Raw genomic sequence first — 26991 nt, 5'->3', positions numbered from 1 at the left:
ATCGGGTTGCCGACCAGGTGCGCGCGGCCCGGATCGATGCCCTCGGCCGCCAGGTGGCCGATCGCCTCGGGGCTGGTGACCAGGCACAGCTGCGAGAGCTGGTCGGTCAGGCGCCGGTTGACCTCCTCGGGCATGGTCATGTCGAAGCTGCGCAACCCGGCCTCCACATGCGCGACCGGGATGTGCAGCTTGGCCGCGACCAGCGCGGCGGCGATCGTCGAGTTCACGTCGCCGTACACGACGACGAGTCCGGGCGCGCGGCGCAGGAACTCGCCCTCCAGGCCCGTCATCAGCGCGGCGGTCTGGGCGGCGTGGCCGCCGGAGCCGACGCCGAGGTTGACGTCGGGCTCGGGCAGGCCCAGCTCGCGGAAGAAGATCTCCGACATCTTCTCGTCGTAGTGCTGGCCGGTGTGGACCACCGCCTGCGCGGCCCCGCGGGCCGCCAGCGCGTCGATCACCGGCGCCGCCTTGACGAAGTTCGGGCGTGCGCCGAGCACATGGAGGATGATCATTTCGTTCCCTGCCATCAGTAGGCGCCCTGGCCGCGGACCACGGCGGCGATCGTCTTCCAGAGGATCTGGGTGTCGAGGGCGAGCGACCAGTTCTCGATGTAGCGCAGGTCCAGCCGAACGGCCTCGTCCCAGGGGAGGTCGGAACGGCCGCTGACCTGCCACAGCCCGGTCATCCCGGGCTTGACCGCGAGCCGCCGGTGGACGTCCTCGCCGTACCGGTCGACCTCGTCCGGCAGCGGCGGGCGCGGGCCCACCAGGGACATCTCGCCGCGCAGCACGTTGACCAGCTGCGGCAGCTCGTCCAGCGAGAAACGGCGCAGCCGGCCGCCGAGCCGGGTGACGCGGGGGTCGTCGCGGAGCTTGAACAGGACGCCGTTGCGCCCGCCCGCCGTCGCCACCTCGTCGCGGCGGCGGTCGGCGCCGACGACCATCGTGCGGAACTTCAGCATCCGGAACCGGTGCCCGCCGCGGCCGACGCGCTCCTGCGCGTAGAGCGCCGGCCCCGGGTCGTCGACCCGGATGAGCAGGGCCATCAGCCCCCAGAGCGGGCCGAGCAGGACGAGCGCGGCGGCGGCCACGGCCCGGTCGAACATGCCCTTGAACACGCGCCGGACGCCGGCGAGCTCGGGGTGGTCGACGTGCAGGAGGGGCAGCCCGGCGACCGGGCGGATCGTGGTGCGCGGCCCGGCGATGTCGAGCAGCGCGGACGCGACCAGCAGCTCGGTGTCGTTCTTCTCCAGCCGCCACGCCAGCCGGCGCAGCTCGACGCCGGCCAGCTCGGGGCAGGCGAGCACCGCGACGGTCTCCGCGCCGGTCCGCGCCACGACGTCGGCGACCTCGTCCAGCCGGCCCTCGACCGGTACGCCGCCGAGCAGGTCCGCGGTGCCGTCACCGGCCGGCAGGCAGGCGGCCACGATCCGCATCCCGTGGTACGGGGCGCGGCCGAACTCGCGGATCAGCTCGTCCACCGCCTCGCGGTGCCCGGCGGCCACGACCCGGCGCAGGCAGTCGCCGCGCCCCCGCCGCCGGTGCAGGCCCTTGCGCAGGTGGTAGCGGCCGGCGAGGGTCAGCGCCGTGACCAGCGGCAGCGCGATGACCACGTAGCCGCGGGCGACCTCGGCCTTGGTGGCGTACGAGGCGATCGCCACCGCGGCGGTGAGGCTGATCCCCGCGTTCAGGATGCGGCGGTACTCGTCGGACCCGATCCCGAAGAACCGGGGGTCGTACGCGCGGGCCGCCGCCGCCCAGCCGACCCACAGCAGCGGCAGGCCGGCCGCCAGCACGACGTCCGGCCGGTACGCGAGAGTCTGGTCTCCGAAACGGAACACGAAACCGGCGAGGCCGGCCGTGAGTGCACAGCAGAAATCCACGGCAATGGCGAGGCGAACATAGCGTGAAACCCACCCGTCGCGCCCCGCCGCCCGCCTTCCCCGGTCGGGCCGAACACCCGTGCCGGTATGGCCGATGACGCTCACCCGGTCATCCCCCGTCACCCTCTCCGTTGCCAGAAAGAACATTGACCGACCCGTTAAGCTTCCAGTCGACGATGGTAAAAGGAAGTTAAAAGGCCGACTCCGGACAGGGCCGGGATCGCGAAGTGGATCAGTAATACGTGGTCAATAGCGATGCCGGTGGCCGGATTCGGACGAGAAAGCGGCGGCGCCGGATGCCGCACTTAGCCTTACGCGCATGTTCGACACCGCCGGGCAGGTTCGATGAAGGCGTCCGGCCGCATGCCCGGCCGCCGTACCGCGCCGGCGGCGGCCGCGGCGGCGGCCGTCGCCGCGGTGGCCGTCACCGCCCTGCTGTTCCCGCGCGGTGACGGCGGGGCGGGCGGCGGCGCCGGGACCGGCGCGGGAGCGGGCGGGCTGGACCTCGCCCGCGCCGGAACGCTGCTCTTCCGCAACGCGGCGCCGGGCCCGGAGGGCGGCCGGATGGCGAGCGTGCCGGTCACGGCGCCCGGCGGCACCCGCACCGTCAGCGACCTGCCGTGCGTCCGCGTCCACGCCAGGAACGGCACGGGCGCCTGCCTCACGGTCGAGCGCGGCGCCCACACGCAGGCGTACGCGCTCGCCCTGGACCGGCGCGGTGCGGTCACGCGGAAGATCCCGATCCCGGGCTCCCCGAGCCGGGCGCAGGTGTCGCCCAGCGGCCGGATGATCTCCTGGACGGTGTTCGTCAGCGGCGACTCGTACGCCGGCGCGAACCTGTCGACCCGCACCGGGATCCTGGACACCAGGACCGGCCACGTCATCCCCGACCTGGAACGCTTCACGCTGCTCCAGGACGGCAGGCCGAACACGTCCGTCGACCTCAACTACTGGGGCGTGACGTTCACCGGCGACGACGACCGCTTCTACGCCACCGCGAAGACGAAGGGCGTGACCTACCTGGTGCAGGGCCGGGTCAGCACGCAGGCGATGTGGACGGTGCGGACCAACGTCGAGTGCCCGTCGCTGTCGCCGGACGGGACGCGGCTGGCGTTCAAGAAGGCGACCGGTGACCCATCCCGGCCATGGCGGCTGCACGTGCTGGAGCTGCGCGGCATGAAGGAGACCGCGCTGGCCGAAACCGCGTCGATCGACGACCAGGTGATCTGGATGGACGGGCGGAGCGTCGCGTACGGGCGGCTGCGCGGCCGGTCCACCGAGATCTGGACGGTCCCGGCCGACGGCACCGGCGCGCCCCGGATCTTGCTGGCCAGCGCCTTCTCGCCGGCCGTGATCCGCTGATCCGGCGGCCCCCGCGGCGCACCCCGGAACCGGATTCTGTAGTCGCCCGCATTCGGTGCGCAACAATTTCGGCAGGGCGACTATTCGGCGAATTTCCACTGGTCTGGCGTGCCGATTCCGGCCAGTTCACACGCCGCTCTGTCCAAAGTAGGCCACTTGACCAGGTGGCTTTTCCCGGTAGAACGGTCGCAATATTGGGCCGTCACGGGGAGCCGTTCGGGGAGATGCGTTGAGTCGACTGCACGCATTGCGTAATCGTTTCGTGGACGCACCGGGTTCTCTCGGGGCGCGCTACCGCGCCCGCCGCTGGGATTGGCTGTGCGCCGCCTTTCCGGGGCTGGACCGGATGTCGGTCATCGATCTGGGCGGCACCGCCGAATCCTGGCACCGCGCCCCGGTACGGCCGGCCCGCGTGCACATCGTGAACCTGGAGAAGCCGCCGGCGGATCCGCCGCCCTGGCTGCGCGCCGACCACGCCGACGCGTGCGAGCTGCCGGAGGAGATCCTGGCCGGCGGGTACGACCTGGTGATCTCCAACTCGGTGCTGGAGCACCTGGGCGGGCACGCGCGCCGCCGGATGTTCGCCGCCGCGGTGCACCGGCTCGCCGACCGGCACTGGGTGCAGACGCCGTACCGGTACTTCCCGGTCGAGCCGCACTGGGTCTGCCCCGGCATGCAGTTCCTGCCGCCGCCGGCGCGGGCGACCGTGGCGCGGCACTGGCCGCTGGTCCACACGCCGCCCGAGGACCGGGCCGCGGCGCTGCGCGCGGTACTGGACGTGGAGCTGCTGAGCCGTACCGAGATGCGGGAGTACTTCCCGCACTCGCGGATCGTCGGCGAGAAGGTCGCCGGGCTCACCAAGTCGCTGATCGCGGTGAAGCGCTCGTGAACCTCGACACCCCCCGGCTGCGGGCCCTGGACGCGACGGACGCGGCCGCCCGCGAAGTGATCGGCGGGCTGCTGGCGCAGGCGGTGCGCGGCCTGCCCCGGATGCGGTCGGCACCCGACGGCGGCGGCGATGACGGGGCCGCCCCGTTCGTCTTCACCATGCGCGGCGAGCCCGGCGGGAACGGCGCCGTACCGGCCGGGCGGAGCCTGCGGTACGCGGCGATCGTGGCGCTCGGCGCGCGGCTGCTGCCCGAGGACGGGCAGCGCGCGGCGCTGGGCGGGCGGACGGCCGCCGAGCTGGCCGGGGTGCTGCTGGCCCGGCTGAAGGACACCGGGGCGCGGGCCGTCACCTCGCTCGGCGACATCGCGCTGGTGTGCTGGGCCGCGGCGGAGACCGGGCACGACGGGCTGCCCCAGGCGCTCGAACGGCTCGCCGGCGCCGACCGCCCCGGCCGCGGGCCGGTGTACACCGTGGACGCCGCCTGGGTGGTCTCGGCGCTCGCCGCCGCCCGCGACGCCGGCGCGGCGGACGCGGCCGCGCACGGGAGCGGGCACCTCGGCGAGGCGCGGCGGCGGCTGCTGGACGGGCTGCGCGGCCGGGCGCTGTACCCCCACGAGGTGGGCGGCCGCGGCCTCGTCCCCCGCTACCGCGCCCACGTCGGCTGCTTCGCCGACCAGGTCTACCCGATCCAGGCGCTCGCCCGGCTCGGCGACGGCGAGTCGCTGGAGGCGGCCGGGAAGGTCGCCGCGGGGATCTGCGCGGCGCAGGGGCCGGAGGGGCAGTGGTGGTGGCACTACGACGCCCGTACCGGCGGCGTCGTCGAGGGCTACCCCGTCTACAGCGTGCACCAGCACGCGATGGCGCCGATGGCGCTGCTCGACCTGGCCGCGGCCGGCGGCCCCGGCCACATGGACGCGATCGCCCGCGGGGTCGGCTGGCTGGCCCGCCCGCCGGAGACCGGCGTCCCGCTGATGCCCGGCGATCCGGTGATGACCTGGCGCAAGGTGGCGCGCGCCGACCCCCGCAAGGCGGTACGGGGCGCGCGCGCCGCGACGACGATGCTCCACCCCCGCTGGCGGGCCGCGGCGCTCGACCGGGTGTTCCCGCCCGGCGCGGTCGACCGGGAGTGCCGCCCCTACGAGCTCGGCTGGCTCCTCTACTCCTGGCTGGAGGATCGATGACCCGCGACGTTCCCGATTCCGACCGGACGAGGGGCGGGGCCGGCGGCCGGCGCCCCGGCGACCGCCGCGAGTTCCTCGGCGTGCATCTGGATCCGCTGACCATCGACGAGACGGTGGCGGCCTGCGTGAAGGCCGTCGAGGAGCGGTCCCCGGTGACGATCGGCGTGCTGAACGCCGCCAAGATCGTCCGGCTGCGCGGGGACGCGGACCTGCGCGGCGCGGTGCTGGACTGCGACCTCGTGCTCGCCGACGGGCAGTCGGTGGTGTGGGCGTCGCGGCTGCTGCGGGCGCCGCTGCCCGAGCGGGTGGCCGGGATCGACCTGATGCTGGCGCTGCTGCCCGAGGCGGAGCGGCGCGGCGACCGCGTGTTCTTCTTCGGCGCCCGCGCCGAGGTGCTGGAACGCACGGTCGCCGAGGTGCGGCGGCGCTTCCCCGGGCTGGTCGTCGCCGGGTCCCGGCACGGCTACTTCTCCACCGCCGAGGCGCCCGCCATCGCCGACGAGATCCGGGAGGCCCGCACGGACCTCCTCTTCATCGGCGTCTCCTCGCCGATGAAGGAGCTGTTCATCCGGGACTGGGCGGCGCGCACGGGCGCGTACGTGGCGCACGGCGTCGGCGGCACGTTCGACGTGCTGGCCGGGGAGGTGCGGCGGGCGCCGGTGTGGTGGCAGCGGCACGGCCTGGAGTGGCTGTACCGCGTGATCCAGGAGCCGCTGCGGCTGGGCCCGCGCTACTTCACCACGAACTTCACGTTCGTCGCGCTGGTGGGGCTGGCCGCGGTACGGGAGAACCTGCGCGGGATCGTCAGGCCGCGGCCTCCGGGGGCCAAGAGCCCGTGACCCCGGCCCGGCCCCCCGCTCCCGTTCCCGTTCCGCCGGCGGTCGGCGGCGACCGCCGCGTACAGCATGATCATGCCGCCCAGCAGCGCGACCGCGAGCAGCCGCCGCGACGGGCGGCCGGTCAGCGGCACCGCCCGGCCGGTCCCCGCCGTCACTTGCCAGGAGATCAGCGAGCCGGGCGCGGCGCCCTGGGCACTCTGCCGGTCCAGCAACTGCCGCCGCAGCACCTGGAGCACCGCCGCGTGCGTGCGCTGCGCGCCCGCGGCGGTGGCGTCCCGCGCCGCCACCGTGATGTGCGGCTGGTCGTGGATGGGCATCTCCTGGTTGCCGCGGTTGGCGAGCAGCACCTGGAACTCGCCGCGGCCGCCGGCGGCGAGGACCAGCCGGCGGCCCTGCTCCGAGCTCAGGATCCGCACCGAGATCTCGGCGTTGGTCACCATGGCCGGGGTGAAGCTGGCGTAGGCGTTGCGGGGGAACGGCGAGCGCGGCGAGAGCAGCGTGATGGCCGAGCGCTGCTCGTAGTCGGGCGCCGCCGTCTTCACGTGGAGCAGCGCCGCCAGCGTCAGCGCGGCGACCGCGAGGGCCACCAGCCGGTTGCGCCACAGCGCGGCGCCGAAGTCACGAATGGTCACGAGCACCCCCCGCCCGTCCGGTCCCGTCCCGCCTCACCCGCCGCGTACCGGCCATCGTCGCACGCCGCCGGCCGCGGCGGCCGCCGCTCGCCAGGTGTGGCCATCCGGGTGACGCGCGCCCGGCCGCTGCGGACGATGGTGATGATCGACGTGCTCGCCCGCCTCGGCGAGCCCGCCTAGGGGGACTGGTGGATCTACTCGACTGGATGGGCATCCTGCTGCGGCGCTGGCTGCTGACGGTGCCGCTGCTGCTGCTCGCGCTGGGCGGCGTCGCCGCGGCGGCGGTGCTGACGCCGTGGACGTACGAGGCCAAGGCGAGCGTGGTGTTCCTGGCCTCCCCGTTCCAGGCGCGGGAGGCCGGCGGCAACCCGTGGCTGATCTTCGACAGCTCGCTGACCATCACCGCCGAGGTGGTGGGCCGGGAGATGATGGACGACCGCACCGCCGCCGAGCTGCGCGGCCGGGGCCTGACCGCCGAGTACGAGGTCGGCGTCGCGCAGGACTCCACCGGCCCGGTGCTGGCCGTGGACGTCACCGGCCCGGACGAGAAGGTCACCAAGGGGACGCTGGACGCCCTGGTGGCGGCGATCCCGCAGCGGCTCGCGCAGCTCCAGGCCAAGGAGGGCGTGGCCGAGCGGGCGCAGATCCGGGCGAACGTCGTCACCGCGAGCCCGGCCGCCACGCTCGCGCCCACCGCGAAGATGCGCACGCTGGTGATGGTGCTGTTCGTCGGGCTGGCGCTCACGGTGGCGGTGCCGCTGTTCGCCGAGGTGTTCTCCGAGCGCCGCAGGCGCGTCCGCGCGGGCGGCGGCGCCGGGGCAGGGACGGGGGCGGGCGGCGAGGGCCCGGAGCCCGCGAGCCCGGCGACGGGGTACGACGACGGCCCGGCCGCCCCGGAGCCCTCGCCCAACGGCGTCACGCTGCCGGACGTACCGCTCGCCAAGAAGGCGAACGGGACGAAGCGGCAGGACGACACCAAGGCCGCTCCCAAGGACCGCCCGAAGCGGCCCGCCGAACCTGCGGGGACGGCCGGGTCGGCCGGGTCCGCTGAGAACGCCTCCAAGGAGAAGGCTGCGGCGCGGTCCGGCTCCTCCGGGCGCTACCGCAGGCCCGGACGCTGAAGTTGGCCCCCACCCCGGCCTCCTCGACGGCCTCCTCCACGGGACCGCCGGGCACGCTGATCGCGGATCCGGCGGGGACGCGGCCGCTGCCCGGACGGGTGGACGCGGTCACCGTCCTCAGCGCGTTCGTGCTGATGCTGACGGTGGTCCCCGCGCGCTTCGTCGTCGGCCCGCTCGGCGCCGCCGGCACCCCGGCGGGGATCATGGCGGTGCTCTGCCTCGGCTGGTACCTCAGCTCCATGATCACGGCCCGCACCACGCCGTTGCGCGGGCCGCAGCCGGTCCGCTCGGTGATGGTGCTGTTCGCCTGCTCGATCCTGGCCGCGTACGCCGCGGCGATGGGCCGCAACCTGCCCGGCCTGGAGGCGAACGGCGCCGACCGGGGCCTGATCCTGATGCTCGGCTGGATCGGCGTCGCGCTGCTGGCCGCCGACGGGATCCCGGACCTGGAACGGCTGGAGGCGGTGCGGCGCAGGCTGGTCGCGGGCGGCGGCTTCATCGCGGCGGTCGGCGCCCTCCAGTTCTTCACCGGCGTCGACCTGGCCGGCTACCTGGCGTTCCCGGGGCTGACCACGTCCACGTCGTACACCTCGGTGCTGCAGCGAGAGGAGTTCAACCGGCCGATGGCGACGGCCACGCACCCCATCGAGTTCGGGGTGGTGATGGCGATGCTGCTGCCGCTGGCGCTGCACGGCGCGATCCACGCCGAGAAGGGGCGGCGGTTCCGCGGCTGGCTGCCGGTGGCGCTGATCATGATCGTGCTGCCGATGACGGTGTCCCGGTCGGCGATGCTCGGCATGGCGGTCGTGGGCCTGGTCGTGCTGCCGGTGTGGCCGGCCATGTGGCGGGTCTGGGCGCTGCTGATCGTCGGGCTGCTGTCGGTGGCGCTGCGCGCCGTGGTCCCCGGCCTGATCGGCACGCTGACCAGCCTCGTCTCGTCCATCGGCAGCGACTCCAGCACGACCACGCGGACGAACGACTACGCGGTCATCGGGGAGGCGGTGGCACCCCGGCCCTGGTTCGGGCAGGGCTTCGGGACGTACCTGCCGCAGACGTACCGGATCCTCGACAACCAGTACCTGCTGTCGCTGGTGGAGACCGGGATCGCCGGGCTGGCGGTGCTGCTGGTCGTGCTGCTGTCGGGCTGGACGCTGGCGCGGAAGGCGCGCAAGGCGAGCGCCGACCCGGAGACCCGGCATCTCGCTCAGTGCTTCGCCGCGTCGATGGCGGTGGCGGCGGCGTCGTACGCGACGTTCGACGCGTTCAGCTTCCCGATGGCCGCGAGCCTGACGTTCCTGTGCCTGGGCTGCTGCGGCGCGCTGTGGCGGATGACCCGCGCCTCCTGAGCGGTGCCTCCAGGGCGGGTCAGGGCCGGACGGGCCTGCCGGTGTCCGCCCACACGTTGTCCTTCCAGACGTTGCCCTGCCCGGCCGGGTCCCACGCGGTGACGGGGCCGTACCGGCCGCCCTTCCCGAAGTGGTCGCGGGTGAACGCGTTCCGGGTGATCTTGATGTTGGTGGGGGTGCCGAACCGCCCCTTGCCGCCGTACAGCGCGTACCCGCCGCCGCCGAGCAGGTTCCCGGTGATCGTCACATCGTGCGCCCGGCCGAAGTCCTGGTAGATCGAGACCGCGGAGGTCTGCGCGACGGGGTTGAGCAGGACGCTGTGCCTGACGACCAGGGACAGCCCCGGTGCCGGGCCGCCGTTGGACTGGAACGCGGTCACGTGGTCGCCCGGATACTCCTTCAGCTTGCGGATCATCGAATCCTCGACCAGCCCGTGGTCGGTCACGATCCCGTTGCTGACGGTGTGGACGTGCACCTTGCGGGCGGTCACCATCCCGCCCTGGTTGAGGATGCCGTACTGCGTCTTGGTCCGGCCGTCCCCGCTGATCTCGCTGTTCTCGATCCGCAGCCCCGACCGGCCCTTGCGCTGGATGATCGCCCACTGGCCCGAGCCGAGGACCCGGGTGTTGCGGATCGTGACGTCGTCGGCGTCCACGTTGATCTCGGTGCTCACCCGCAGCCCGTCGATCACCGTGCCGTTCTTCCGGACGGTGATCGGCCCGCTGGAGCGCAGCCGCTTCCCGCGCGGCACGCCGACCATGTCCAGCGTGGGCCAGGTGAGCCGGGAGCCCTCGCCGCCGACGGGCGCCGGGCTCTTGATCTGCAGCGGCGGTACGGACACCGCGCCGCTCGGGCTGGGGCTCGGCGTGGCCGTCGGCGGCGCCTTCGCGGTGCGGGTGCTCTTCGCCGTACGGCCGGATCCGCCGTCCGAGCAGGCGGCGAGCCCGGCGGCCGCGCACGCTGCGGCGAGCGCGGGCGCCAGCGTTCTCCTGAGCAGGGCCATGGGGGCCTCCTTCAGCGGTCAGCCGAGGATCTTGCGGAGGGCGGCGGCGACCCGTTCCTGCTGCACCGCGGTGATCTGCGGGAAAATCGGCAGCGACAGGATCTCGCCGGCGGCGGCAGCGGCGACCGGGAAGTCGCCGGGAGCGTGGCCGAGGTACCGGAACGCCGGCTGCATGTGCACCGGGACCGGGTAGTGGACGCCGCACCGCACGCCCAGCTCGCCGAGCCGCTCCGCGACCTCGTCCCGGTCCCGTTCCGTGACGCGGACGACGTACAGGTGCCAGACGTGCTCCTCCCCGGCCGGCGCTGGTAGCACCAGGCCGGGGATGCCGTCGAGCAGTTCGGCGTAGCGGGCGGCGGCGGCGCGGCGCAGGCCGTTCCAGGCCGCCAGGCGGCGCAGCTTGGCGCGCAGCACGACGGCCTGGAGGGTGTCCATGCGCGAGTTGAAGCCGACGATCTCGTGCCGGTACTTGCGCTCGCTGCCGTGGTCGCGCAGCAGCCGCACCGTCCGGGCCAGCTCGGCGGAGCCGGTGACGACCGCGCCCGCGTCGCCGTACGCGCCGAGGTTCTTGCCGGGGTAGAAGCTGGTCGCGGCGATCGCGCCGAACAGCCCCTCCCCCGCGATCCGCGCGCCCTGCGACTGCGCCGCGTCCTCCAGCACGGGCGGCCCCAGCTCCAGGAGCGGCGCCGCCGGCGCGAGCCGCCCGTACAGGTGGACGGGCACGATCGCCGCCGTCTCCGGGCGGACCGCCTTCGCCGCCGCGGCCGGGTCCATCAGCAGGTGCTCGGGCTCGGCGTCCACCAGGACCGGCCGCGCGCCCGTGCGGACCACGGCCTCGGCGGTGGCGACGAACGTGTTGGCGGGCAGCACGACCTCCGAGCCGGGCCCGGCCCCGAGGGCGCGCAGCGCCAGTTCGAGCGCGTCGGTGCCGTTGGCGACGCCGACGCAGTGCGCGGCGCCGGTGAACGCGGCGTACTCGCGCTCGAACGCCTCCACGTCCGGCCCCTGCACGAACGCCGTCGCCGCCAGCACCCGCCGGAACCCGGCGAGCACCTCCTCCTCGACCTCGGCGTGCGCCGCCGCCAGATCCACGAACGGGACGTCCGTCATCAGTTCTCCTCCCGATGGGGTGCGGGGCGCAGGCGGCGGGCCGGGGAGCCCGCCCACACCTCGCCCGGCGGTACGTCGCGCAGCACGACCGCGCCCATGCCGACCAGGGCGCCGGCCCCGACCGTGACGCCCTCCCGGACCAGCGCGCCGGCGCCCAGGTAGGCGCCGGTCCCGACCGTCACGCCGCCGCCCAGCCGGACGCCGGACGCGATCGTGGCGTAGTCCCCGATCTCGGCGTCGTGGGTGAGCGTGACGTGCGGCATGACGGCGACGTGCGCGCCGACCCGTACCGACGCGGTCAGCACGGTCTGGGCGAGCACGACCGAGCCCGCGCCGATCCGGCACGAGGGCGCGACCGACGCCGCCGGGTGCACGACGGTCGCGTACCGGTGCGCGGGCAGCCCCAGCCCCCGGACGATCCGCGCCCGGCTGCCGTAGTCGCGCGGGTTGCCGGTGCAGACGACCAGCAGGGCGGCGGTGCTCTTCGCGACTTCGCCACGCCGCCGAGGACGGGCAGCCCGTCGACCAGGGTGCCGTGCCGGGCGGGGTCGTCGTCGGCGAACCCGGCCACCGTGCGGGACGGCAGGACGGCCACCGCCTGCGCGGTCTCGCGGCCGAACCCGCCCGCCCCCATGATCACCAGTTCGGGCGGCCCGTGGTCGGGCGGCCCGTGGTCAGTCGGCTCGCGGTCAGGCTCGGGCATCGGCGGCCTCCATGGTTCGCAGCCCGTGCAGGGCGGTGCGCATCGGGCGGAGCAGCAGGCCGAGCGCCGCGAGCGCGGCCGTGCCCGCGACCGCCAGCGCGATCGGATCGGCGGGGATCAGGACGTGCGCGCTCCAGGCGGCGAGCCCGACCCCGGCCGCCAGCAGCGCGGGCGGCGCGGTACGGGCCAGGAAGCGCGGTGCGGGGATCCCCGCGCGGCGGAGTTCCCACAGGTAGAGGGGCAGGACGACGAGCGCGGCCACCAGCACGTGCGCGGCCGCCGCGCCGGCGAGGCCGTCCAGCCGGGTCCCGGCGACCAGCGCGGGGACGAGCGCCGCCAGCCAGACGACCTGGACGGTGAGCAGCGCCCGCGTACGGGCCAGCACGACGAGGTAGTCGTAGACCAGCTCGAACATGATCCGCAGCCCGCCGAGCACCGCGAGCCAGAGCAGCACGGCCGCCGCGGGCTCCCAGCTCGTCCCGTACACCAGCCGGATCAGCGGGTCGGCCGCGCCCGCCAGCAGCAGGCAGACCGGCAGGGTCAGGCCCGCCAGCAGCCCGGCGGTCGACTGGAACGCGCGCCGCAGCGCGGGCGGGTCGTGCTGGAGCCGGGCGAACGCGGCCGGGGCGACGGCGCGCACCGGCTGCGAGAACATCGTGACCGGCCAGTTGGAGAGGTTGAACGCGAGCACGTAGAACCCGAGCGCGGTCGGGCCCAGCAGGTGCCCGACGACGAGCTGGTCCACGCTGCCGACCGCGAACACCACGACGCTCGACCCGGCCAGCGGCAGCCCGAACCGCAGCAGCGCCCGCGCCGCCGCCGGATCGAACCCGAACCGCGGCGGTCCGGGCGCCGCCCACGCGAGCAGCACGGCCGACGCGCCCGCGCCCGCCAGCCGCCCGACGGCCAGGCTCAGCGCGCCCATCCCGGTCACCGCCAGGCCGATCGACACCAGCGCGCCGCCCCAGTTGTTGACCTGGTCGGCCAGCGCCCTGCGGTCCTGGCGGAAGCCGCGCTGGAGCAGCGCGGCGGGCACCGCGACCAGGCCGTTGATCACCACGTTCAGGGTGAGGAGGCGGATCACGCCGGTCGCGCCCGGCGCGCCCATCGCGGCGGCGAACGCGGGCGCGCCCAGGAAGCACCCGGCGTAAACCAGGCAGCTGGACACCACCGAGATCGTCGCGACGGTCGGGGCGATCTCCTTCGGGTCGCCGGGCCAGCGCACGATCGCGAGGCTGACGCCCAGCTCGTTGAAGCTGAGCACGGCCAGCAGCGCGACCATCGCCACCGCGAACACGCCGAACTCGGCCGGGCCGAGCAGCCGGGCCAGCGCGATGCCGATCGCCAGCGTCCCCAGCCGCGCCGCCGCCGTGTTGGCGAGGCTCCAGCCGAGCGCCCGGGACGCCTTCCCGAAGAGGGAGTCGTCCTCCCCCACGGCGAACCTCGGCCTCCCCGGTCGGCTCACCGAGGGCTCGCCCGGGGACTCGGCTCGGCCTTCGCGACCGCGTTGAAGTCGTCGAGGGCGACCGTGCCGCGGAGCTTGCGGGCGCGGCGCTCAAGCTTGTACGCCAGCACCCGGCCGACCGTGCTCGCCGCGTCCCGCCGTACGGCCAGGCCGGCGCCGGTACGGGCGGCCTCCAGGGCCTGCTCGTAGATCCGTTCTTGGACGCGGGCGGCGGCCTCCAGGCTGAACCGCTCGACGACCAGGCTCCGGCCGTACTCGCCCAGCTCGCGGCGGCGCTCCGCGCTGCCGATCAGGGTCCGCAGGACGGCCTCCAGCCGGTCGGCGCCCGCGCCGCCGACGCCGTACCAGCCCTGCTCGAGGAACGTCCCGCTCGTCTCGGGGGTGAGCGGCTCGAAGAAGCCGCGCTCGCCCTGGACGATCAGCGGCCGGGCGAACGCCATCGCCCGCAGTGCCGAGCCGCCCATGCCGAGCGCGATCGTCGCGGCCGCGTACGCCGGGCGCGGGTCGTCCACCTGGCCGGTGAGCACCACGACGCGGCGGCCCGCCCGGGCGTTGACCTCGGCGGCGCGCTCCTCGACGCGGTCGCGGCACGGGCCGTCGCCGACGATGACCAGCCGCAGCGGGGTCTCGGCGGCCAGCCGCCCGGCCACCTCCACGGCCGTGAGCAGGCCCTCCAGCTTCAGCTCGGCCGCGAGCCGGCTCACCGCGACCACGTCGACCGGCCCGCGCTCCAGGCCGAACCGCCGCCGGAACTCGCCGTCGGGATGGCCGGGCGCGTTGGCGCGCACGTCCACCGGCGGCTCGATCAGGTGCACCGCCCCGGGGCGCCGGCCGCGCCGGTCCAGGACCTCCCGCCGGATCCGCTCCGTGCCCACCACCAGCGGCAGCGAGGGCGGCAGGAACGGCGCGACCGCCATCGACATGACCGTGCACACGGCGGCGGCGCCGCGCCGGTTCCGCACCGCGTGGAACGCCTCCAGGCCGGGCGGCCACTCGTACCCGTGCACGACGTCGAAGCCGTGCTCGTCCACCAGCGCGCGCAGCCGCCGCACGGTGGCCGGGGCGGGGCGGCGGCGCCCGGAGTCCAGCGTGAAGTGTTCGAGGCCCTCGGCGCGCACCCGGTCCACCAGCGGGCCCGGCTCGCTGACGATCGCGGCGGCGTGGCCGAGCTCGCGCATCGCGGCGGCCAGCTCGATCGCGTTCAGCTGGCTGCCGCCGATCGCCATGTCGTGCGGGTAGACCAGGATCTTCACCTCACACCGCCGTGTCCTTGCGGGAGGACGGCCCCCCGCGGCCCCCGGCAAGGGCGGCGTCGGCGATCGTCTCGACGACGCGGTCCTGCTGCTCGCCGGTCATGTCGTGGAAGAGCGGCAGGATCAGGGAGCGCGTGGTGAACCGGTCGGTGACGGGCAGGTCGGCCGGCACGCCGGCGTACGCGGGCTCGCGGTGCGCCGCCATGATGCCGCGCCGGGCCGAGACGCCCGCGGCCAGCATGCGGCGCAGCAGGTCGTCGCGGTCCGGCGGGAAGTCGTCGGGGAGCAGGATCCAGAACGACTGGAAGTTGGCGCGCCCGTACGCGGGGTCGCGCACGCACTCCAGCCCGGGGACGCCGGCCAGCAGCCGGTGGTAGCGGGCCGCCAGGGCGCGGCGGCGGGAGACGATCGCGTCCAGCCGGGTCAGCTGGACGAGGCCGACCGCGGCCTGGAGGTCGGTCATCCGGTAGTTGAAGCCGGTCTCGGCGTACTCCTCGATCACCACCTCGGCGCTGGCGTGCCGCTCGGCGGCGCTCACGCTCATGCCGTGCTCGCGCAGCCGCCGCGCCCGCCGCGCCCGGGCGGCGTCGGGCGTGGTGAGCATGCCGCCCTCGCCGGTGGTCAGGAGCTTGCGCGGGTGGAACGACCACGCGGCCAGGTCCGCGCCCGCGCCGGCGGGGCGGCCCTTGTAGACCGAGCCTGCCGCGCAGGCGGCGTCCTCGACCACGGTGATCCCGCGCGGGTCGCAGACGGCGCGGATCCCGTCGAGGTCGACCGGCACCCCGGCCTGGTCGACGGCGATCACGGCGCGGGTCCGGCCGGTCAGCGCGACCTCGACGGTCTTGCCGGTCAGGTTGCCGGTGGCGGGGTCCACGTCGGCGAACACCGCCTCGGCGCCCGCGTGCCGGACGACGTTCGCGGTCGCGATGAACGACAGCGACGGCACGACGACCTCGTCCCCCGGCCCGACGCCCGCCAGCAGCAGCGCCAGGTGCAGCGCGGTCGTGCACGACGACGTGGCGACGCCGTGCCCGGCGCCGACGCGGGCGGCGAACGCGCCCTCGAACTCGGCGACGCGCGGCCCCTGGGCCACCCATCCCGACCGTACGGCCTCGGCCGCCGCCGCGGCCTCCTCCTCGCCCAGCACGGGCCTGATCACGGGGATCACGGCGCGGGCACCTCCTCTCTGTCGGCGGCGGGCGGCCGGATGCCGAGGACCTCGGCCAGCGCCCGCGCGCGGTGGTCCCAGTCGTGCCGCGCGGCGAACCGCCGCCGCCGCTCGACCAGGGACGGGGCGTTCTCCGCGGCCAGCTCCGCGCCGACCGCGCGGACGAACCCGGCGGCCGTGCCCTCGGAACGGATCAGCTCGGCGCCCTCGGGGCCGGCGCGCAGCCAGCGGGTGGCGGGCAGGTCCGCCGCGACGGCGGCGCGCCCGGCGGCGAGGTAGTCGAGCGTCTTGATGGGGAAGCTGGCCCGGTTGAACGCGCCGTCGGCGTACGGCGTCAGCCCCACCTTGATCGTCCGCATGTAGGACGGCAGTTCGGCGAAGCCCTTGCGGCCGGTCCAGTGCACGTCCGGCCGGGCCGCCAGCGCCGCGAAGCGGGCGGGCTCGTACGCCGGGTCGTGCGGGCCGACCAGGACCAGCGGGTGCCCGGCCGCGGCCACGCCCTCCAGGAGGGCGAGGTCGATGCGGGCGTTGATGTGGCCGACGAACCCGGCGGCCGGCCGGTCCAGGCGGGGGACGTCGGACGGCCACGGCGCCGACCTGATCCCGTCGTAGGCCGAAGGGGCGCAGCCGGTCGGGATCAGCGCCGCGTCCCGGCCGCGCCGGCGGAAGTCGTCCCGCAGCGGCGGCGACACGGCCACGACCGCGTCCGCGCGGGCCAGCAGCCGGTCGCGGGCCTCCTCCAGCCGCCGCCGGGGCAGCCGTACCAGGTCGGCCCCGGCCACCAGGTCGTCGGTGGCGTAGAAGACCGTGCGGGCGCCCGGGACGGCGCCGAGGAGGTCGTCGTAGCGGGCGATCACGACGGCCGTCACCCGCCGCGCCAGCTTCGCCGCCGCCTCCCGGGCCGCGCGCCGGGTCAGCGCGGTCGCGGCGCGGCGCGTCCCCGGGCGGTACGCGCCGGGCGGCACCCGCGGGATCAGCCGCCACAGGTCGCGGCCCTCCCGGCGCAGCGGCGGCCCCTTCAGCGACGCCGCCAGGTGCGGGCGCAGCAGCGGCGTCAGGAGCGAGACGGGCGGATCGACGTACAGGACGGGCGCCATCGCGGCGAGCCGCTCGGCCAGCTGCCGGTCGGTGCCCGCCACGCCGTCGTACGCCGTGCCGCCGAAGTAGACGATCACGCGCCGGCCGTCCCCGGGCCGCCGGCCGCCGCCCGTTCGGCCCGCCACCACGCCACCAGCCGCCGCAGCCCCTCGTCCAGGCCGATCTGGGGCTTCCAGCCGAGCCGCTCGCGGGCGGCGGACACGTCGGCGAGCCGCCGCTCGACGCCGTTCACGGCGCGCGCCGGGCCGAACTCCAGGCCCAGGTCCGCGGCGTCCATCGTGCGCAGCAGCGCCCCGGCCAGCTCGCGGAGGCTGGTCTCAGTGCCGGTGCCGATGTTGAAGACCGCGTCGGTGGCGTCGCTCTCGGCGGCCAGCAGGTTCGCGCGGGCGATGTCCTCGGTGTAGACGAAGTCCATCGTCTGGAGCCCGTCGCCGAGGATCAGCGGCGGCTCGCCCGCGGCGATGCGGTCCATCCAGCGGATCAGCACCTCGGTGTAGAGGCCGTGGACGTCCATCCGCGGCCCGTACACGTTGAAGTAGCGCAGCGCCACGTAGTCCAGCCCGCGCGTCGCGTGGAAGCTGCGCAGCATCCCCTCGTTGAACGCCTTGGCCGCGCCGTAGAAGGTGTCGTTGGCGTACGGGTGCTGGGTCTCGGTCGTGGGGAACTCGGTGGCCATGCCGTACACCGACGCCGACGACGCCGCCACGACCTTGCGGACGCCGCGGTCGGCGGCGGCCTCGACCACCTCGAACGTCCCGTCGACCAGCACCTCCAGCGCCAGCCGCGGCTCCTGCGCGCACTGCGTGATCCGGATCGCGGCCTGGTGGAACAGGACGTCCACGCCCTCCAGCAGCGCCCGGACGAGCGCGCGGTCGCGGATGTCGCCCTCTACCACCCGGACCCGGTCGCCGCCGGCGGCCACCGCCGCGGCCAGGTTGGCTCGCCGGCCGCGGGTGAACGTGTCGAGCACGATCACCTCGGCGGCGCCCGCCGCCACCAGCTGGTCGACGATGGTGGAGCCGATCGTGCCGGCGCCGCCGGTGACCAGGCAGCGGGATCCTGCGATCATGCGTTCTCCTCTACAGGGACGTTGACTTCCGAGACCGGGACGAGCCGGCCGCCCGCGGCGGCGCTGCGGCTGGCGGCCTCCAGCAGCGCGACGACCCGCAGTCCCGCGCCGCCGTCGGTACGGGCCCGGCGCCCCTCCGCTATCGCCGCCGCGAACTCGGCCATCACCTCGCGCAGCGCCTCCCGCTCGGGCAGCGCCGGGACCAGGACGTCCCCGACGCGGTACGAGATGAGCGCCTGGTGCCGCTCGGCCGGATCGAGCGAGCCGGCCGGGGCGAGGTCGACGCCGCGGTCGTACACCGCGAGCCGCTGGACGGGGTTGAGGTCGTCCCAGACGATCGTGCGCCGGGACCCGCCGATGACCGTGGTGCGGATCTTGGTGGGGCTGAGCCAGTTGACGTGGACGTGCGCCATCACGCCGGTCGACAGCCACACCGACAGGTGCGCCATGCACAGCCGGCCCGCGTCGATCGGGTCGGCGCCGCTGGCGGCGACGGCGTCCATGGTGACGCCCTCGGGCAGCACGTGGTCGAGGATCGACAGGTCGTGCGGCGCGAGGTCCCACAGCACGTCCACGTCCGGCTGGACGAGCCCGAGGTTGATCCGGACCGAGTCGACGAACTGGATCTCGCCGATCTCGCCGCCGCGCACCAGCTCGCGGATCTTCCGCACGGCCGGGGTGTAGCAGTACGTGTGGTCGCACATCAGCACCAGCCCGGACCGCCGCGCCAGGTCCACGAGCTTCGCGCTCTCGTGCACGGTCGGCGTCAGCGGCTTCTCGACCAGGACGTGCTTGCCGGCCTCCAGCGCCGCCCGCACGAGGTCGAAGTGCGTCGCCGCCGGGGTCGCGATGGCGACGGCGGCGACGGCCGGATCGTCCAGGACGTCCTGGTACGAGGCCGTCGTCCGCACGGTCGTGTAGCCGCCGAGGACGGCGCGCGCCCGCTCTTCGTCCAGGTCGCACAGCCACTCCAGCCGCAGCGCCGGGGTGGCCTGCGCGGTCCGGACGAGGTTGGGGCCCCAGTAGCCGGCGCCGATCACCGCCAGGCCGGCCGGCTTCTCGCCCCGTGCCAAGTCGCTCTGTGTCAAGGCGGGTTGCTCCTCACGGTTCCGTGGTGGTGAAGACGACGTCGACCCAGTAGTTGGAGGTGGACGCGGTGGTGGGGTGCCCGCTGGTGCCGTACCGGTAGACGCCGTTGGCGCCGTCCACGCCGGACTGGAGGGCGTGCAGCGGCGGCGCGTCCACGCCCTGGTTCTGGAGGCCGTCCACGTTCGCCGAGTAGTGGCCGTTGGGGGCGTGGTAGGAGACGACGTAGGTCGTTCCCGCCGCCACCTGGACGGGCGTGGCGAACCTGACCTCCTGCCAGCCCGCGGCCGACTCGTTCGCGAACGTGGCCGTCGCCAGCCTGTTCCCGTCCCTGTCCCACAGGCTGCCGGTGTGCGCCCCGGTATTGCCCGGCCCCTTGTAGAAGCGCACCCCGGTGATCCAGCCGGCGGTGTCGGTGCGGAACTTCAGGCCGAGCTCGACGGATCCTCCGTCGTCCACGCTCGCTATCTGCGGTGACGCCTCGTCCTGCCAGATCGAGCACGGGCACTGCCCTGGCGCACCGGGCTGCTTCGCCGTCGTGAACGACCACGTCTTCGGCGACTCCATCGCGTTGCCCGCGACGTCCTCGGCCCCCTGGACGGTGGCGGTGTACTCCGCCGTCCAGGCCAGCGGGGCGGCGGGCGTGAACGTCGCCGTCCTGCTCGTCGGGTCGTACGACACCGTGCCGCCGACGGGCGCGCCGCCCGGCCCGGTCACCGTGAACTGGACGGTGCCGCCCTGCATGGGCTCGTCGAACGTCACCTTCGGTCGGGCCGCGCGCGGCACGCTCGTCGCCCCGTCCGCCGGATCGACCGACCGTACGGTCGGCCTGGTGGAGTCGCCCGGGTCGGCGTCGGTGAAGACCGCGTCCACCCAGTAGTTGGCCCCGCCCCATGTGCTCGCGGGGAAGCGCGACGTCGCGCTGTACGCGTAGACGCCGTTGCCACCGGGGACGCTCGCCGTGGCCGGTGCGCGCATCGGCGCGTTGTCATACGGCCCCGTGAAGAAGCCCGCGTCGGCCGCGTAGCGCCCGTTCGGCGCGTGGTACGAGGCGACATAGGTCTTCCCCGCCTCCACGGCCACCGGCGCCGAGAACGTCAGCGTCTGCCAGCCCGACGCGGTCTCGTTCGTGAACGTCCCCAGCGCCATCCGGCCGCCGGTGTCGGTCCACAGGGAGCCGGTGTGGGTCCCGGTGTTGCCCGGCCCCTTGTAGAACCGGACGCCCGAGATCCACCCGGCCCGGGCGGGGGTGAACTTGACGCCGACCTCGATCGCGCGGCCGTCGTTCTCCGCCGGCGTCCCCGGCACCGCGTCGCTCGGGAAGATCGTGCACGGGCAGGCGCCCGAGGTGGTGAACGACCACCGCGCGGTGCCGCTCATCGTGTTGCCGGCCGCGTCCCGGGCGCCGGACACGCTCGCGGTGTACCGCGTCGCCGCCGCGAGCCCGGCGGACGGCGTGAACGTCACCGTCCGGCCCGCGGCGTCCAGCGCGGCCGTGCCCGCCACGGGCTGCCCGCTGGGCCCGGCCAGGGCGAGCACCGGCGTGCCCGCGCGCACCGGCTCGTCGAACGTCACCGACACCTTCGCCCCCGTCGGGACGCTGGTGGCCTCGTTCGACGGGCCGCTCCTGGCGACGGCCGGGGGCGTCTCGTCGGGCGGCGGGTTGAACAGCACGTCCACCCAGTAGTTCGTCGCCCCGTACGACTGGTCGGGGAAGCTCCGCGGCCCGTACTTGTAGACGCCGTTCCCGCCGCCGTTGCCGTTCGCGACCGCCTGGAGCGGCGGGTTGTCGACCGCGCTCCCGAGCCCGTTGTACGTGGCCGAGTACCAGCCCTTGGGCGCGTGGTACGAGGCGACATACCGCTGCCCCGCCCGCACCGGCACCGGGCTGGAGAACTCGACCTCCTGCCAGCCCATCGTCGACCCGCTCCCGAACGTCGCCGTGGTCAGCTGGTTGCCCACGGCGTCCCACAGCGTGCCGACGTGGGGGCCGTCGTTGTTGCGCCCCTTGTAGAAGCGGATGCCGCTGATGGTGCCGTCCCGGTCGGCGGTGAACCGCACGCCGAGCTCGATCTCCCGGCCGCCGTCGTGCACGCCCTCGACGGCCGGGGCCGCGTCGTCGGGCCAGATGCTGCACGGGCACTGCCCCGGAACCGTCCGCTCCGCCGTCGTGAACGCGTACCCGAAGTCCTCCATCGTGTTGCCGGCGTCGTCCGCCGCCCCGCTCACCGCGGCCGTCAGCCTGGTGCCGTACGGCAGGGGCGACGACGGCGTGAACGTCAGGACGGTCCTGGACTCGTCCAGGACCGCGCTCCCCGGGATCGTCTCCGTTCCGTCCTTCAGCGTGAACGCGGGCGAGCCCGCCCGGACCGGCTCGCTGAACGTGACGGTCGGCCTCGCCGAGGTCTTTACGCTGGACGAGCCGCCGTACGGCGTGCTGTCCACGACCGTCGGCCTCATCGTGTCCGGCGGCTTCACCGTGACGAACGTGACGTCCACGTAGTAGTTGCCGCCCTTGAACGTCCCGACCGGGAAGCCCGGCTGGCCGGAGCGGTAGACGCCGTTGCCGCCGGGGACGTCGGCCTTGAGCCCGGTCAGCGGCGGCGCCCGGTGCTCGGCGAGGGCGAAGAAGCCGGGATCGGCCGCGTACCGGCCGTTCGGCGCGAAGTACGACGCCACGTAGGTCGTGCCCGCGTCCACCTTGACGGCCGTGGGGAACGACGCCGTCTGCCACCCGGTGTCGGACTCGTCGGTGAACGTCGTGGCCGCGAGCTTCCTCCCGTGCTCGTCCCACAGGCTGCCGACGTGCGTGCCGGTGTTGCCCGGCCCCTTGTAGAAGCGGATCTGCGTGATCCAGCCGTCCGACGCCGCCCTGAACTTCACGCCCAGCTCGGTCGGCCCGGTGTCGCTGTCGGCCGGGCGCGCCGGCACGGCCGAGTCGCCGAACAGCCGGCACGGGCACCCGACGTCGAACGTCGTCCCGGCGCCCGGCGTCTCGATGTTGCCGCTGTCGTCGACCGCACGGGACTTGACCGTCACCGGGCCGTTGCCGGTGGCGTCCCACGTGTACGACCAGCTCGCGCGGCCCTTGGCCATCCGCCAGGTCAGCCCGCCGTCCACCGACACCTCGACGCCGCCGACCTGGCCGCCGCCCGCGTCCGCGGCGGTGCCGGTGATCGTGAGCGTCCGGCCGTTCACCACCTCCGCCCCGGCGACCGGCGAGGTCACCGCCGACACCGGCGGTGCCGTGTCGGCCGACTTGGCCGCCCTGATCAGGCCGCTCTGCAGGGTGAACGGCTGCGCGTCCATGTCGGCGAACAGGTTGACGGTCGCCTGCCGCATGTTGGGGTCGGGCGAGGTCGGCGCGTCGGACGGGCCGTCGTGGACGGCGTCCAGCCCCCACGACCACTGCACGGTGCCGCCGCCGAAGACCAGGGCGCCGCTGGGCGCACGGTACATCGTCAGCGAGTGCGTCGCCCTTCCCGGCGCAACCTCGGAGCCGTAGTCGATGAGCTTCTCGGGGACGTCCGCGGTGGTCGTCGACATGCGGAACAGGCCGGCGGGCCGCGAGCCGTTGTCGAGGTCCTCGTCCCACTCGTACCCGACCGTCTGGTCGACCAGCGTCATCGTCTGCCCGGCGGCCTGCCGGGCCACCGGAGTGTCCCGCCAGAACCGCATCTTCCCGTCGGCGGCCGGGACCTTCAGCGCGACGCCGCAGCAGTTCACCGTGAAGATCGTCCCGGTCAGGCCGTTCTCGGGACTCGCCCCGTTGGGCGGCTGCGTGTAGCGGGGATCCCGCCAGGTCCCGGTCCACTCCGGATCGGGGTCGATCTTGGCGTTGGCGCGGGTCTCCTTGTAGACCACCAGCGTGCGGTCGGCCTCGGCCGCCCCGCCCATGCCGTTCTCCCAGCGGGTCTTCCAGTAGACCTCGTTGCCGCTGAAGAACGCCAGGTGCACCCCGGCGTCGCGGGCCGCCTCCACCTTGGCGCGCTGGCCTCCCGACCAGTACTCGTCGTGCCCCACCGACAGGAACACCTTGTGGTTCTTGATCAGCTCCCCGCGCCGGTCCGCGTCCAGGCCGCCGATGTACGAGACGTCGTAGCCGTTGGCCTCCAAGAAGCGCACCATCGGGTACTCGTTGGCGAAGACGAAGTCGCGCCCCCAGGGGGTGTCCTCGCGGGTGCCGAACGGCCGGTTGTAGCTCACCTTCACCGCGCGCCCGGCCGCGGCCGTGCTGTCGCCGGCGTAGAGGCTGTTGCCGCCCCACTTGTTGTACGCCTGCCACGTGGTGTCGGAGGTCTGGAACACCATGTCGGAGCGGCTCGCGTCGTTCCGCACCACGAACACGATGTGGTTGTCGTCGTCCTCGCCGTCGGTCCGGACGAGATGGGCGAAGTAGATGCCCGACACCGCGTCCTGCGGGACCGGCCAGCTCGCCGACACGCCCCAGTTTCCGCAGTCGACCAGCCCGGACGCGTCGTCGGCCTGGCAGGCCGGCTGCCGCTGCGGCAGCGTCACGGCGGGTGAGACGCCGGCGACCTTACGCGCACCATTACCGCCGTAATAACCCATACGGTAAATGGAGAGCGAGTATCCGGTGGCCGGCGTGTTGATTTTGAACCGCACCGTCTCACCGACGTTGACGCTGAACCGGGTCGTGAAACCCTCGATCGTCTGTCCGGCACCGGACGCCTTTTCCCATTCCGAAGGCGGCGCGCCGGGCTTGGAATTCTCGCAGGCCACCGGATTGCCGCCGGGGTCGCAGGGGCCGGCCGCGGCCCGTACCGAAGGGGTCGACAGAGTTGCGAGAGCGCCTGCTACCAGGGCGAACCCGAGGAGCAGGCCGAGTCTCGCCCCGATACGCACCCTGATGCGGACACGATTACGGCACGCTTTCATGACGACCGTGACCTCACAGCGTGCCCCCTTGTGATCCCACCGTGAGCAGGACCACCGGGCACCCGGGAAGGACCGGCCCCGCCCCGAATACCGAGCTCGATAAAAGCACCCCGTACCGAAAGCATTTCGACTATAAGTGCCTGCCGGGCATTCGTCGGCGGTCTGGCCGGTCCCGGCCTACCGCGTCATCTGGCCGCCGAGGTCAGGCGTCCGGCGCGCTCGGCGTACTCCTCGCCCGTGCGCGGGCACTTCCAGATGACCTCGCCGTGCCCGGTCCCGATCTCCTCCAGCGGCACCCCGGCCCGGCCCACCCAGCGGATCCGCCGCGCCGGGCTGCCGGCGACCAGCGCGAAGTCCGGGACGTCCCGCGCCACCACCGCGCCCGCCGCCACCAGCGCGAAGCGGCCGATCGTCACCCCGGCCACCAAGACCGCGCGGGCCCCGACCGACGCCCCCTCGCGCACCGTCACGCCCCGCGCGTCCCAGTCGTCCGGCCGCTTGACCCGGCCGTCCACGTCCAGCGAGCGCGGGTAGAGGTCGTTGGTCAGCACCGCCGCCGGGCCGATGAAGACGCCGTCCTCCAGCACGGCCGGCTCGTACACCAGCGCGTGGTTCTGCAGCTTGACGCCGTACCCGAGCCGCACCCCCGGGCCCACGTACGCGCCCCGCCCGACGATGCAGTCGCGGCCCAGCACGGCGTCCTCGCGCACCTGGGCGAGATGCCACACCGCCGTCCCGTCGCCGATCTCCGCGCGCTCGTCGACGTCGGCGCTCGGCTGAATCCGGACACCCATCGGACACCTCCGTGGTCCATACTCACCTGTCGTGGTGAGGGCACTGTGGTGAAGACTCTGTGGTGAGCATCGTGATCCCCGCGCACGACGAGGAGCGGGTCCTCGGCCGGCTGCTGCGCGGGCTGCTGGAGTCGGCGCGGCCCGGCGAGCTGGACATCGTCGTCGTGCCGAACGGGTGCGCCGACGCGACCGCGGACGTCGCCGCGTCATTCGGCGCCGCGGTCCGGGTCGTGGAGACGCCGGAGGCCTCCAAGGCCGCCGCGCTCCGGCTCGGGGACGCCGCCGCGCGCCGCTTCCCGCGCCTGTACGTGGACGCCGACGTCGAGCTGCGCACCCGCGACGTCCGGGCCCTGGCCGCCGCGCTGGAGCACCCCGGCACGCTGGCCGCCGCCCCGGCCCGCCGGCTGGCCATGACCGGCCGCCCGTGGCCCGTCCGGGCCTACTACGCGGTGTGGACGCGGCTGCCCGAGATCCGCCGCGGCCTGTTCGGGCGCGGCGTCATCGCCGTCGGCACCGAGGGGCACGCCCGGCTGGCGGCGCTGCCCCGGGTCACCGCCGACGACCTGGCCGCGTCGCTGGCGTTCGCGCCCGCCGAGCGCGCCGTCGTCGGGACCGCCGAGGTGGTCGTGCATCCGCCCCGGACGTTCGGGGACCTGCTGCGGCGCCGCCAGCGCGCCGCCGCGGGCACCGACCAGCTGGAGGCCGCCGGCCTCGACCAGCCCGGCGGCTCCGCCCGTACCGGGACGGCCGACCTCGCCGCCATCGCGCGCCGCGAGCCCTGGCTGCTGCCACATCTCGCGGTCTTCCTCGCCGTCGCCGTCATCGCCCGGCGCCGCGCCGCGCGCGCCGGATCCGCCGCCGGATGGCAGCGGGACGAGAGCAGCCGCGGCTGAACCGCTCCTATCCGGCACGGGCCCATCCCTTCGTCCACTCCCGGCGGCGGCTCCACAGGACGCGCCAGTCCTCGCCCTTGGCGGTCGGCCGGCCCTGCCGTTCGGGACGGGCGCTCAGCACGCGGCTCAGCACGGCCCGGGCGAGGACGCCCGCGGCGAGCAGCCGCACCGCGCCCGCGCCCGCGTGCCGCCGCAGCACCGTCGCCTTGCCCGTGAACAGCAGCACGAGCTTCCCCGTGCTCGTCGACGACCCGCCGACCTCGTGCCGGAACACGGCCCGGCCGGTGACCATCGGCCGGTAGCCGAGCCCCGCCGCCCGCAGGCACAGGTCGGCGTCCTCGCCGTACATGAAGAACGACCGGTCGAAGCCGCCGGTCTCGTCCCACGCGCGCCTGGAGACCAGCATGAACCCGCCCGTCACCACGGGCACCCGCCGCGTCTCCGCCGACCACGGCCGGGGCGACTCGGGGTCCAGGAACCGGTTGCCCGGGAACGCCGAGCCGAGCAGCGTCGCGAAGCAGAACGCCGACCACCGCGTCGGCCGGCCCCACCAGCTGCGCGGGTCCGTCGTGCCGTCCGCGGCCACGCAGCGCCCGCCGACGATCCCGGCGCGGGGATCGGCGCGCGCGGCGGCGACCAGCGCGGCGATGCTGCCGGGCGCGGGGACGGCGTCGGGGTTGACGAACACCAGCCACTCCCCGCTCGCCCGGGCCGCGCCCTCGTGGCAGCCGTACGCGAACCCGCCGTTCCGGCCGCTCTCGACGACCCGCGCGTCCGGCGCGAGCCTGCGCGCGGCGTCGGCGGTGCCGTCCCCGGAGTCGTTGTCCACGATGATCAGCTCGGCGGGCTCGCCGCCCACCGCCCGCCGCAGCGCGGCCGCGCACTCCTCCAGATGGGCGGTGCTGCGGTACGTCACGACGATGACGGACACCCCGTCCGGCGGGAGGCCCGTACGGGTGAAGCGCACCTCGTCGTCCACCAGAGACCTCCCCCGCGACCCGTCCGGCGGTCCAAGAATCGCGCACCGGGCGGCGGGCATCCGGTCCCTGACCGATCGTGGTCAGCCCGGGGAGTGGCAAGGAATGGTGAGGAATGGTGGGGCGGGTGGGGCGGGTGGGATTCGAACCCACTCAGCGCGAGGCACCTGGGTTACAGCCAGGCCCGACTCTCCCGCGTCGGCGCCGCCCCTTGCATTCAA

Annotated in this window: 23 protein-coding genes and 1 tRNA gene; 7 read left to right on the top strand and 17 right to left on the bottom strand. The window is 74.7% G+C overall.

The genetic code is table 11. The features are described from left to right. Positions 1-527, bottom strand: a 527-nt coding sequence (locus AB0881_RS31090; RefSeq protein ID WP_366622622.1) for a UDP-N-acetylglucosamine 2-epimerase, incomplete at its 3' end; no start/stop codon positions are given. After that, a complete protein-coding gene (locus AB0881_RS31085; protein WP_366622620.1) occupies positions 527-2029 on the bottom strand; it encodes a sugar transferase in 1503 nt (500 codons plus the stop codon). The genes AB0881_RS31085 and AB0881_RS31090, both read right to left, overlap by 1 nt. A gap of 198 nt (positions 2030-2227) precedes the next feature. Between AB0881_RS31085 and AB0881_RS31080 the strand changes: the two genes are divergently transcribed. From AB0881_RS31080 to AB0881_RS31065, 4 genes are all read left to right on the top strand, one after another. Beyond that, a complete protein-coding gene (locus AB0881_RS31080; protein ID WP_366622619.1) occupies positions 2228-3244 on the top strand; it encodes a hypothetical protein in 1017 nt (338 codons plus the stop codon). Between the two features lie 262 nt (positions 3245-3506). Further along, a complete protein-coding gene (locus AB0881_RS31075; RefSeq protein ID WP_366622617.1) occupies positions 3507-4133 on the top strand; it encodes a class I SAM-dependent methyltransferase in 627 nt (208 codons plus the stop codon). Next, positions 4130-5314, top strand: coding sequence for a hypothetical protein (locus tag AB0881_RS31070; protein WP_366622615.1), 1185 nt, complete (start codon positions 4130-4132; stop codon positions 5312-5314). Before AB0881_RS31075 ends, AB0881_RS31070 begins: the two co-directional genes overlap by 4 nt. Next, positions 5311-6153, top strand: coding sequence for a WecB/TagA/CpsF family glycosyltransferase (locus tag AB0881_RS31065; protein ID WP_366622613.1), 843 nt, complete (start codon positions 5311-5313; stop codon positions 6151-6153). Before AB0881_RS31070 ends, AB0881_RS31065 begins: the two co-directional genes overlap by 4 nt. Here AB0881_RS31065 and AB0881_RS31060 read toward each other — a convergent pair. Continuing rightward, positions 6045-6785, bottom strand: a complete 741-nt coding sequence (locus tag AB0881_RS31060; RefSeq protein ID WP_366622611.1) for a hypothetical protein — start codon at positions 6783-6785, stop codon at positions 6045-6047. The genes AB0881_RS31065 and AB0881_RS31060 overlap by 109 nt on opposite strands. Positions 6786-6973: 188 nt before the next feature. On the opposite strand from AB0881_RS31060, the gene AB0881_RS31055 reads away from it, so the two are divergent. After that, a complete protein-coding gene (locus AB0881_RS31055; RefSeq protein WP_366622609.1) occupies positions 6974-7906 on the top strand; it encodes a hypothetical protein in 933 nt (310 codons plus the stop codon). Positions 7907-7908: 2 nt separating this feature from the next. Beyond that, the gene (locus tag AB0881_RS31050) at positions 7909-9252 is read left to right on the top strand and encodes an O-antigen ligase family protein (RefSeq protein ID WP_366622607.1); all 1344 of its coding nucleotides are present in this window, start codon (positions 7909-7911) and stop codon (positions 9250-9252) included. A 19-nt stretch (positions 9253-9271) separates the two neighbouring features. On the opposite strand, the gene AB0881_RS31045 is transcribed toward AB0881_RS31050, so the two are convergent. The 12 genes from AB0881_RS31045 to AB0881_RS30990 form a co-directional block, all read right to left on the bottom strand. Beyond that, the gene (locus AB0881_RS31045) at positions 9272-10255 is read right to left on the bottom strand and encodes a hypothetical protein (RefSeq protein ID WP_366622606.1); all 984 of its coding nucleotides are present in this window, start codon (positions 10253-10255) and stop codon (positions 9272-9274) included. Between the two features lie 18 nt (positions 10256-10273). Beyond that, on the bottom strand, positions 10274-11365 hold the full coding sequence (locus AB0881_RS31040; protein WP_366622604.1) for a DegT/DnrJ/EryC1/StrS family aminotransferase: 1092 nt from the start codon (positions 11363-11365) through the stop codon (positions 10274-10276). Further along, positions 11365-11739, bottom strand: coding sequence for a hypothetical protein (locus tag AB0881_RS31035; protein ID WP_366622602.1), 375 nt, complete (start codon positions 11737-11739; stop codon positions 11365-11367). Before AB0881_RS31035 ends, AB0881_RS31040 begins: the two co-directional genes overlap by 1 nt. After that, positions 11664-11999 (bottom strand): hypothetical protein, encoded by a 336-nt coding sequence (locus AB0881_RS31030; protein WP_366622626.1) that lies wholly within the window; start codon positions 11997-11999, stop codon positions 11664-11666. The genes AB0881_RS31035 and AB0881_RS31030 overlap by 76 nt, the downstream gene beginning before the upstream one ends. Positions 12000-12054: 55 nt before the next feature. Further along, positions 12055-13503 (bottom strand): lipopolysaccharide biosynthesis protein, encoded by a 1449-nt coding sequence (locus AB0881_RS31025; protein WP_366622600.1) that lies wholly within the window; start codon positions 13501-13503, stop codon positions 12055-12057. Between the two features lie 26 nt (positions 13504-13529). After that, positions 13530-14786 (bottom strand): glycosyltransferase, encoded by a 1257-nt coding sequence (locus tag AB0881_RS31020; RefSeq protein WP_366622598.1) that lies wholly within the window; start codon positions 14784-14786, stop codon positions 13530-13532. 1 nt (position 14787) lies between these two features. Continuing rightward, on the bottom strand, positions 14788-15954 hold the full coding sequence (locus AB0881_RS31015; protein WP_366622597.1) for a DegT/DnrJ/EryC1/StrS family aminotransferase: 1167 nt from the start codon (positions 15952-15954) through the stop codon (positions 14788-14790). Further along, positions 15951-17177 carry a glycosyltransferase gene (locus tag AB0881_RS31010; RefSeq protein ID WP_366622595.1) on the bottom strand — a complete coding sequence of 409 codons (1227 nt, stop codon included), beginning with the start codon at positions 17175-17177 and terminating at the stop codon, positions 15951-15953. Before AB0881_RS31010 ends, AB0881_RS31015 begins: the two co-directional genes overlap by 4 nt. Beyond that, positions 17126-18121 (bottom strand): SDR family NAD(P)-dependent oxidoreductase, encoded by a 996-nt coding sequence (locus AB0881_RS31005; protein WP_366622593.1) that lies wholly within the window; start codon positions 18119-18121, stop codon positions 17126-17128. The genes AB0881_RS31010 and AB0881_RS31005 overlap by 52 nt, the downstream gene beginning before the upstream one ends. Next, complete coding sequence (locus AB0881_RS31000) at positions 18118-19209, bottom strand: Gfo/Idh/MocA family oxidoreductase (RefSeq protein ID WP_366622591.1); 1092 nt, start codon at positions 19207-19209, stop codon at positions 18118-18120. Before AB0881_RS31000 ends, AB0881_RS31005 begins: the two co-directional genes overlap by 4 nt. 13 nt (positions 19210-19222) lie before the next feature. Further along, on the bottom strand, positions 19223-24106 hold the full coding sequence (locus AB0881_RS30995; RefSeq protein WP_366622589.1) for a DUF4082 domain-containing protein: 4884 nt from the start codon (positions 24104-24106) through the stop codon (positions 19223-19225). A gap of 185 nt (positions 24107-24291) precedes the next feature. Next, the gene (locus AB0881_RS30990) at positions 24292-24900 is read right to left on the bottom strand and encodes an acyltransferase (protein ID WP_366622587.1); all 609 of its coding nucleotides are present in this window, start codon (positions 24898-24900) and stop codon (positions 24292-24294) included. Between the two features lie 62 nt (positions 24901-24962). Here AB0881_RS30990 and AB0881_RS30985 point away from each other — a divergent pair, with 62 nt between their 5' ends. Then, positions 24963-25793: a glycosyltransferase family 2 protein gene (locus AB0881_RS30985; protein WP_366622585.1), complete on the top strand. Its 831-nt coding sequence runs from the start codon at positions 24963-24965 to the stop codon at positions 25791-25793. Between the two features lie 7 nt (positions 25794-25800). On the opposite strand, the gene AB0881_RS30980 is transcribed toward AB0881_RS30985, so the two are convergent. Next, a complete protein-coding gene (locus tag AB0881_RS30980; RefSeq protein ID WP_366622583.1) occupies positions 25801-26772 on the bottom strand; it encodes a glycosyltransferase family 2 protein in 972 nt (323 codons plus the stop codon). Between the two features lie 126 nt (positions 26773-26898). Continuing rightward, positions 26899-26981, bottom strand: a tRNA-Tyr gene (locus tag AB0881_RS30975). Positions 26982-26991 lie beyond the last annotated feature (10 nt).

Origin of the sequence: Spirillospora sp. NPDC029432 (assembly GCF_040703975.1) — a bacterium.
Lineage (GTDB): Bacteria > Actinomycetota > Actinomycetes > Streptosporangiales > Streptosporangiaceae > Spirillospora.
Note: the sequence above shows the minus strand (reverse complement) of the source record. Positions and strands in the feature narration are given on the sequence as shown.

Excerpts from the sequence above, each read along its gene's own strand:
- AB0881_RS31085 (WP_366622620.1), bottom strand. The coding sequence starts at position 2,029 with ATGTTCTTTCTGGCAACGGAGAGGGTGACGGGGGATGACCGGGTGAGC.
- AB0881_RS31080 (WP_366622619.1), top strand. The coding sequence starts at position 2,228 with ATGAAGGCGTCCGGCCGCATGCCCGGCCGCCGTACCGCGCCGGCGGCG.
- AB0881_RS31065 (WP_366622613.1), top strand. The coding sequence starts at position 5,311 with ATGACCCGCGACGTTCCCGATTCCGACCGGACGAGGGGCGGGGCCGGC.
- AB0881_RS31045 (WP_366622606.1), bottom strand. The coding sequence starts at position 10,255 with ATGGCCCTGCTCAGGAGAACGCTGGCGCCCGCGCTCGCCGCAGCGTGC.
- AB0881_RS31040 (WP_366622604.1), bottom strand. The coding sequence starts at position 11,365 with ATGACGGACGTCCCGTTCGTGGATCTGGCGGCGGCGCACGCCGAGGTC.
- AB0881_RS31030 (WP_366622626.1), bottom strand. The coding sequence starts at position 11,999 with ATGGGGGCGGGCGGGTTCGGCCGCGAGACCGCGCAGGCGGTGGCCGTC.
- AB0881_RS31005 (WP_366622593.1), bottom strand. The coding sequence starts at position 18,121 with ATGATCGCAGGATCCCGCTGCCTGGTCACCGGCGGCGCCGGCACGATC.
- AB0881_RS30995 (WP_366622589.1), bottom strand. The coding sequence starts at position 24,106 with ATGAAAGCGTGCCGTAATCGTGTCCGCATCAGGGTGCGTATCGGGGCG.
- AB0881_RS30990 (WP_366622587.1), bottom strand. The coding sequence starts at position 24,900 with ATGGGTGTCCGGATTCAGCCGAGCGCCGACGTCGACGAGCGCGCGGAG.